The organism is Herbaspirillum sp. GCM10030257, from assembly GCF_042666555.1.
In the GTDB taxonomy this organism is placed as follows: domain Bacteria; phylum Pseudomonadota; class Gammaproteobacteria; order Burkholderiales; family Burkholderiaceae_D; genus Noviherbaspirillum.
On record NZ_JBHTDH010000053.1, the window covers coordinates 1 to 8,253 of the forward strand.

The window sequence follows — 8,253 nt, forward strand, 5'->3', positions numbered from 1 at the left end:
AAGTACCCGATCATCTCGATCGAGGACGGCATGGCGGAAAACGACTGGGACGGCTGGGCCACGCTGACCAATGCACTGGGCAAGAAGGTGCAGCTGGTGGGCGACGACCTGTTCGTGACCAATACCAGGATCCTGCGCGAAGGCATCCAGAAGAACATTGCCAACTCGATCCTGATCAAGATCAATCAGATCGGCACGCTGACCGAGACCTTTGCGGCGATCGAGATGGCCAAGCGCGCCGGTTACACCGCAGTGATTTCGCACCGTTCGGGCGAGACGGAAGATGCGACGATTGCTGATATCGCGGTGGGGACCAATGCGTTGCAGATCAAGACCGGCTCGATGTCGCGTTCGGACCGCATGGCCAAGTACAATCAACTGCTGCGTATCGAGGAAGACCTCGGCGACATCGCCAGCTATCCGGGTCGTGGCGCGTTTTATAATGTCTTTTAGCGAGCGTTCGGTAACGCAGGCATGCCGCACATAGAAAGCGGCACTACTCCGACACCGTGCCGGGGGGCCTGAAGCTTATGCGCAGGTATTGTCGGCAGGCTTATTCGCACACCTGGAATTCCACGGTACCGCTACCGGTGCCGAAGCGCTTCATGGTATGTTTTTCGATATCGATCAGATGACCGTCGCCACCCAGGTTTCGGGTACAGCAACCGGCGCAATCGCTGTCCGAACACAAGTCGATCACGTCTCCCTTGATATGCTTGGAGCCTTGCCGCAAATTAAGCGTCTTATTGCCAAGCGCTTTCCAATCTTTCGAGTGCACGGCGATGATATTGTTTGCTGCCACCCAGGATCTGGATTTGACGCCTTTCACACCATGGAACTGCCCGGCCCAGGTGCAGCCGTTATTCTTGCGGCATTCCTCGCTGCCTGGGTCCGGATAGGATTCAAAATGCGTGAGCCTGGCGGAGCGCCATGGCGTACCGCAGTCACCCGTGTCGTCCCGGCCACCGCCTGGCGGAGGAGTATTTGGATCGGCGCGACGCACGATCACGGAAGAGACCGCGTCATTAAATCCATTACCGACGAAGCAGCTCTTGTTGCCCGTCATCACGGTGGACCGGCCACGGAAGTTGTCGTGTTCATAAAGAACCACCTCGTATCCCGGTGCGACGCGTAGCGACGATATATCGTTTTCTCTGGACCCCAGCGCCTGCAGATCGCGCAGCTTGTAGGAACCGGCTTCCAGTGATGTCGCCCGGCCGTCGTACTTACAGTGCTGATACACCGTTGCCTTGGCCTGGCCGGTATCTTCGTCGTGCGGCTCGACTTCGATCCAGTTGAAATTCCAGCCGCCGGTCACTGCGACAACACCGAGAGTGTAGGTGCCCTCCTTCAAATCGACGGTCTTGGACACGGTGGTCCATTTTTGTCCGCCGCCGGTCGCCGGAATCTTGAACTCGCCGAGCCGGACGGCGCCCGAATTCAGGTTGACGCTTGCTCTCGCCCCGGACGCACTGGCCACACGCAGGTGAACGTCATAACTGCCATTGAAGGGAATGACCACACGGGAGTAAGACAACGATTCGTTGGCTTCTATCCATCCCACGTTGTAGCCACCGCCGACATCGGTGGTCGCCTGGATATCGACATCGTCATGTCGGTAGTGGCCACCCTGATTACCTGCAGAGAGATCGTGATATTCGGTGTATTTTTCGGCCTGAAAAATTTTTGCCTGCGCGCCGATCGGGAACAAGGCGAAGAGACAGCAACCCAGCAGGGCCACCGCATACCTTCTGATTGAATAAAAACGTTCCATCGTATATGTCCTTATAGTTGTAGTAGCGGTCCAACGGGTCGTTCAGACAAGAAGGCAAGAGGACAAGAAAGTGCGGCTCTGACGGCTCTCCAGAGACTTGGCAAATGAGTTTGCCATGCCATTATTCGGCTCTCCGTTTACCGTTGGGGTCATTTTGCGACGTGTCCCGCTTAAACATGCGTTGAAGACGATTGGATCTGTTGCTCTTGTTGACAGGTTGATCGCTTGATGACGTTCCCGGATCTTCGGGCACAGGCTTATCCGTCCTTCTGAGAAGTTTCTTCAATTGAATTACTCCTAAGATCCCACTCTTCTTTTTATCCGGTGCAGTGATCACCTTTTCTTGAGGGATTGGTTCGCCAAAAACTAGCTGCGTGCTGCCGGGTGACTTTTTCCCCGTGGTTTCCGAAACAAGCTGTTCATTTTTGAATTGAGGTACTTCTTGCGTCCAGATACTATCTTTTTCCATAAACTCATTTTTGAACGAGTTCACGAAATCAGAAGTATCGATCGTAGAAGGATCAATCACTACCTTCGTGTTTTGCGTTGTGGACCGTGCCATCGACACCCATCCCTGTTCCACATCTTCGTGATTACCCTTGGACGTTTCCTGCAACACAGGGGCGACATTGTCTGTCGTTGGACTGGGCATACTCGTGCTTGCGGTCCGTGCGGCTACGGATGGCCCACGTTGGTCTGTCGATCTAGAGTCGGAATTAAATTTTTCGTCCTCTGAGTCCGGAATCTTGGGACTGATATCACTTACAATTTTCGCTGTAAATTTGTCCTTCAATGGTCCCGAATCCGCTATAGGTCTGAACTCCTCTTCCGACGGAAATTCGAAGGTTAGATCCGTAACATATTCTGTTACCAAATTGTCCGACTCATCACTCAACATTGCTCTAAACATTGATGCATCTTGTTGCACGATGGCGTTAGATTGCGCTGTAGTGTTGTCATGGGCAGATCTCCAAACTGAATCTGGGACGTACTCCTCATCCGAGTGTTCGACCGATGACGTGTCGATGGCCGTTGCCGGATTCAAATTGGTGATGTCAAGAGGAGAATGCAAATTATCCGGACTGAAAGTTTCTTCTATCCACTGTTGCTGCTCTAAAAGGCCGGCATTAAGCGCGTCACGCCTTCGTCGGCCCTCATTAGTATCCAAAAAATTCGGCGCTGCGCTGCGCGTTACTCTCGGAGTAGCAAGGAACACTTGACCGATGTCCGAGCGAGTTCGTCCGCGCCCAACCCCCGCACCTGTTCTTTCATCTCCACTCTCGGTAATATCCGGAGTTCCTACACGGACGAGGTTGACAGGTCCCATCTGAGGTTGTCGCAAAGTCGAGATGCTGTGTCCGCTCTCTGTTGATCCCACCGACCCACCCGAAGTATTATCCAAGACATAATTCCGCTGCGTTCCCTGCGCCGTCCATATTGCAACAATGCGGCCATAGGCCAGACCTATTCCGGCAGCCACCCCAACGTTGACGACCAGCGACTGCAAGAGGTTCACGCCTTCCGCTGGCGTCTTCAATTTATCACTCAACTCGGTGGCCAGAACCAAGCCGCCAGCAACGTTACCGAACACATGGAGAACGGCTTCACGAGTGAGAGACTGGTCGAAAAGCTTGGGGAAAACGTTCCTTGATGAACCTGCGGTAAGCTCCGCGTGCTGTAAATCTTCTTTCCCTTTGCTGGAACTCCTTGCCGCTTTTGCGCCGGCCACCCATCCCAACACAAAATTATCAGTTGCTTCAGCCAAGACAACGATAAATGCACGGACCGCAATCCTGTACTGAGGCTCCTTGATAAAAGATGACGCATAATCCATGGCAATGCCGCTGGCGACTTGTCCAAGGCTGTATAACAGTGCCGGCCCTTTGGTTTCAGCCGATGTGAGCGGAGGACCGCCGCCATTGACGGTACTAAACGTTCCCTGTGAGAGGTCACGTCCTATTGCATAGAAATGCTGACGTATCGCAAAGCCGGGGTCCAGGTACATCGCTTGCACTCCGCGGAACGCGCCCAAGTAGCCGGTGACCGCCAAGGTGCCGCCGACTAAAAGATTGGCTCCCGTGGCGACCGCCAAGTCCAGCTTTCGCTGGCGGCCGGCGCTGGCGAGCTCCTCTGGGGAAAGTTTACTGGGATCGGTATGGCCGGCATAGGCAGCGTTGACCAAATCGGCTTCTTCTTTGGTTTCACTCATCACTCGCTTCCACATCACTCCCGACCGATACAAGTAACCTGCGCTAAGGTAGGCTCCTACGCCAAGGGTGACCATGGGGTTGTCCTTGGCTTTTTCCGTCACCAGCATGCCAAGAAATTCTGCGGTTTGCCGAGGCCCGCCGACACAGATGTATTGATGTCCGAGCCAGGCGCCGAACGCTTTCAGATTGCGGCCAAGGCCTTCAGCTACGCCCTCGCGGATGTCGTTCGTGTTGTTGGTTTTGTCTGTGAGAGCATGGCTAGAAGTGTCGTTATTGTTGGTAACGTTGTAGTAGCGGCTGGAGCCAGTGCTGTGGGAGTTGACGGTGTCAGACATGATATGCCCCCTTTATCTTTTCAATTTCTGGAGCAGTTTTTGCTGATGGCCGCTCACTTTGACCGGACCATCTTGTTCCAGCACGTCGCGCCAGACGCCAGCAGCCTTGGCTAGCGCTTGCAGCAATATGGCCGCCCCCTTGGGCGGAATCTGTGCAGGGTCGATCGGAGTCAGCAACAAGATCAGGTTGGTATTCGGTTCCAAGCCGAACACCGGACAGCCGGGTCCTACCATCAGCATCTGTGTCTGGAGCATACGTCGCATCATTTCTGCCGCACCTTGCTTGGGTAGGGGAGCAAGGACGGTTTGTATCAAAAGCTGTCCCTCGCTGCCGATTGCACCATCCGCAAACAAAAAAGGAACCTCCCCAAGCGCCATTCCGCTTTCTTCGCAGGCGAGAACGATGTCCGGCACCCCACATTCCTTGCACAGTTCCTCGAACCAGCTTTTAAATTCTTCGGGTATAGGCATTTTCTCTTCCTTGATTAAGGTAAAAGGTCACGGGTGCGCGTATCGTCTTTACCAATGAGTGACGGGGCTGCTTGGATAGTTCCATGTCATTGGGTCGGGCAGGAGTCGTGCAGACAGCAACAGCCAGGCAGGTGCGACAGGGAGTACCTGCATGAACGCCTGCCGATTCACGTCATCTGTCCCAAGAAGGTAGCGATACCGCTCCACGCCCGTTTTATTTTTCCTGCTGCCGCATATGAATGTCCGCTTGCGGATAATCTGGATTCGATCGGGGGGTGATCATGATCTCGTCGACGTGATATCTCGTACCGGGAGGGAATAGCACTTCGTGTTCCTCCGGCATGTAGGAAAAGATCTCAATATTCTTGCCATTGACGGAGACGGTTTCCCAATTGACGTTGAGCCCCGGCCACTTTCCTTCCTCGGTTTTCGCAGTTGCGAAAAAACGCCAGTCGGTCAAAGTCTGCACTGGCTCGTAGCGCTGAATCCACTCTGCCTCCTGTTTTTCGCCGGTATAGACGGTGCCGCTGTAGGCATAGCTATCGGAAGTGCATTTAGCCCGGAAATAATTGCCTTCACGAGTGGCAGACCTTCTACTAATGAAATCTTCCGAGAAGTAGGCAACATCGTCGACAACGCATCCCAGTTTTCTTCAGTGATGTCATGCATCAGCAGATCCTGCATCACCTTCCAGAGCGTATTGCCGGTCCATTCACGGACCGCGACCAGTTCTTCTATCGGCGTATCCTGCAGCTCAGGACGGCCTTTGATAATGTCTTGCACCTCTGCGCACACTTTCTGATACTGCTTTTCTCCAGCCTCCGGGTCATCCTCATCCTGGAACAGACCCCCGGTATGCATCGACGAACTGCTCGCTCTCGGTGTCGTCCATCCGGTAGCGCTTATCCGGGTCGACCAATATTTTCTTGAAGTTGGCGACCACCGCGCGGGCACTGGCGGCATCTTCGATACCATCGATCGAAATGGCGCCTGCCGGCGGCCCGGCTCCATCAATGGCAGCCACCAGTGCGGCGTCGGCAAGACGCGCATCGACGATGATGCCGTTACGCGATCCAAACACCAGCATGATGTCTTCGCCATGCAGGACGAGGCGCTTTGCGTGGTACCGCACACCCGGCTGCTGGTTGATATTGCCCTGGACAGCGGCCAATGCAGGCGGCAGCCTTGTAGGCTGCCTTTGTTGCACCAGCTTCACGATATCCTGGCCGTTATAGCTCTTCAGCGTAGAGTGAACTTGAACCGGTTGCGTACACTACGTAACAATGCACGATAGATATTGATGTCCATCCGGTATTGCTGAAACTGCACCGTTGGTTGTGGCCGACCAGCATGACGTGCAGACGCCGGCATGACAGACGGTGCCACAGGCGCAACGCCCGGCCCGGTTACAACAACCGGCATGGGCACTGCTGCCGGGACGTGGTAATGAGCCGCGGGTGGTAAGCCTGTCCTCAATGTGCCTATCCTTCCAGATAACTGTTTATATCAACCAGTGACAGTGACGTCACATGAGTGCACGCCGGCGTGAGAATGGTTCCATCGCACATCTTCATGGAGATGAAAAGATTTCAGATACTACGGGGTCGGGCGAAATTCGGGAAACCAACGGGTAAGCAGACAGGACTTTTATACGTGACTGGCAGTACAGGCCTCCCTGCCAGTACCGGAATGCAAGCGTAGGACCTGCACGGTGCTAAAGAATTTAGTATGCCAGGTCAGGTGGGGGGAACCGCATATCAGGCGATATGGAGCAATAAGGGCATACAGACCGGCGAACTGCGAAAGCAAACGTACTATCCAGCCGCACGTCCAAAGGCAATGCGCCAGCCTTTGAACCGCTACCATTCATTGATATCGACCTTTACACATTTGTCTCCGAAACCGGCATTCTTCCTCTGATCTACTGGTGGACTCCTGACCTTCTTCATTCGTCCTTCTTCATGTTCCATCCGCTTTTAGATTCTGGCGGTCGTGATTCAGACTGCCCGGAACTATCTCGCGTTGGCGAAGGTGTGCAACTAAACAGCAGATGCCACGTCCGCTCCTGTCCCCGGACCAACTTTCGATTGGCCGGCCACAGATAATGTCTCCGTTGCGCCGGAAGACTCGTCGAGCGAACGTGCCCAGCGTAGCCCCGGCCCTGCGGCTTCAGCCACATCACGCAATGTGTCTGGCGGTTCTTCTCTAGAACTGGATCGCGGGGCGCCGGTCGTCAACAGACGCCGCCCTTCGTTCTGATTCCGCGGCATCGCTTACTCAGGAGATGCCTATATCACGCACAAGACCATGCGCGATTGCGACAGACAGAATGGAACTGCACTGCGGCTGGATGCCACCTATCGAAGCAAAAGACGCATGGAAAAGCCGGCGAATGAAAGCTGGTCCCGGCCTATAAAGCCTTGCTGCAGGGAAGACTGGCGACGAGCGAGGTCAAGTTGAACTATCCGATCGGCTCCAACACAATACGAATACGTTGAAAGGTGAACAAATGACTTTTGGAATCGGCAAATTTGGTCCGAGCACGCTACTGTCCCAGACGCTGGAGGCTTCGCAAATCGGCAACCAACCCTCTCCACAGCGGCCAATGTCGTCGAGGGAGCTGCAGTCTGCACAAAACAAACATCCTTCCCAATTGCAAAGTCAGAATTTCCGCGCTGCGCGCTTTGTAGGAATGACACAGAACTTCCAACTGCCAACACTCCTGGCCAAGCCATTCACCAGTGGAGGTACTTATTCGGGCGGTGAACAAACAAGCGGTACGTGGAAGTTGAATTTGAATCCCTCGATCTCCCATCAAGCGATCGCGGACTTCATGAAGCAGACAGGGATGAATAGCGGCTCGACAGGAGCCGCGGAAAATTTCTTTAATAGCCTTAAATTAAATCTGGAAAAAAATTTTACCTATGCTCCAAACGATAGCCACAACGGGCACGAACGGAGCGGATTGCCTGATTCGGTCAAAAATGATGTATATGATGTAATCGTTTCGGAAATTCGAGAAGCGATGATCAAAATCGATCAGTTAGGCAGGAACCAACAGCAGTCTGTACAGCATCAACTCAATTCGCCACAGCCACCGGTTTATCCACCGCAGCAGCAGTCAACGCAGCATCGTGCATCACAGCCGCAGCATTTCCCAGGGCGTAGTCCGAATGCCGGTGCCGCAAATTTTCAGAGAATAGTGCAACAAAATCCAAATCATGTAGCCTTCCTTCAGAATCACCTCGCGGGCGGCGGCCGCATTTATTCGGGCGGAATGCCAAACCCCGACAAATATCGGCTACAGAGTCCACAGCACTTTCCAATGCAGCCTAATCACGGCGGGATGTCGAGGACGATGTCCCATCTGCGGCAGCAGTTCCATTCGCAACAGCAACTCCATCCACAACAGCAGTTCCATCCGCAACAGCAGTTCCATTCGCAACAGCAGCAGGTCTATCCG

7 protein-coding genes and 2 pseudogenes are annotated in these 8,253 nt (G+C 54.0%); 2 read left to right on the forward strand and 7 right to left on the reverse strand.

Translation table 11 applies throughout. The annotated features are described in order from the left end of the window. Nucleotides 1–453 (forward strand): annotated as a pseudogene (gene eno / locus ACFQUU_RS28205) (phosphopyruvate hydratase); the annotation flags it as partial. 100 nt (nt 454–553) lie between these two features. Here eno and ACFQUU_RS28210 read toward each other — a convergent pair. The 7 genes from ACFQUU_RS28210 to ACFQUU_RS28240 form a co-directional block, all read right to left on the reverse strand. After that, the gene (locus ACFQUU_RS28210) at nt 554–1,774 is read right to left on the reverse strand and encodes a carbohydrate-binding protein (RefSeq protein WP_382251855.1); all 1,221 of its coding nucleotides are present in this window, start codon (nt 1,772–1,774) and stop codon (nt 554–556) included. Nucleotides 1,775–1,895: 121 nt separating this feature from the next. After that, nucleotides 1,896–4,319 carry a hypothetical protein gene (locus ACFQUU_RS28215; RefSeq protein ID WP_382251857.1) on the reverse strand — a complete coding sequence of 808 codons (2,424 nt, stop codon included), beginning with the start codon at nt 4,317–4,319 and terminating at the stop codon, nt 1,896–1,898. A gap of 12 nt (nt 4,320–4,331) precedes the next feature. Continuing rightward, complete coding sequence (locus tag ACFQUU_RS28220) at nt 4,332–4,790, reverse strand: hypothetical protein (protein ID WP_382251858.1); 459 nt, start codon at nt 4,788–4,790, stop codon at nt 4,332–4,334. Nucleotides 4,791–5,004: 214 nt separating this feature from the next. Further along, entirely contained in the window at nt 5,005–5,259 is a 255-nt protein-coding gene (locus ACFQUU_RS28225) for a hypothetical protein (RefSeq protein ID WP_382251859.1), read from the reverse strand. Continuing rightward, nucleotides 5,247–5,651, reverse strand: a complete 405-nt coding sequence (locus ACFQUU_RS28230) for a hypothetical protein (protein WP_382251861.1) — start codon at nt 5,649–5,651, stop codon at nt 5,247–5,249. Before ACFQUU_RS28230 ends, ACFQUU_RS28225 begins: the two co-directional genes overlap by 13 nt. Further along, nucleotides 5,623–6,006: a hypothetical protein gene (locus ACFQUU_RS28235; protein WP_382251862.1), complete on the reverse strand. Its 384-nt coding sequence runs from the start codon at nt 6,004–6,006 to the stop codon at nt 5,623–5,625. Before ACFQUU_RS28235 ends, ACFQUU_RS28230 begins: the two co-directional genes overlap by 29 nt. A gap of 23 nt (nt 6,007–6,029) precedes the next feature. Continuing rightward, nucleotides 6,030–6,212: a hypothetical protein gene (locus tag ACFQUU_RS28240; protein WP_382251864.1), complete on the reverse strand. Its 183-nt coding sequence runs from the start codon at nt 6,210–6,212 to the stop codon at nt 6,030–6,032. Nucleotides 6,213–7,299: 1,087 nt separating this feature from the next. Between ACFQUU_RS28240 and ACFQUU_RS28245 the strand changes: the two are divergent. Continuing rightward, nucleotides 7,300–8,253: pseudogene (locus ACFQUU_RS28245) on the forward strand (hypothetical protein); the annotation flags it as partial.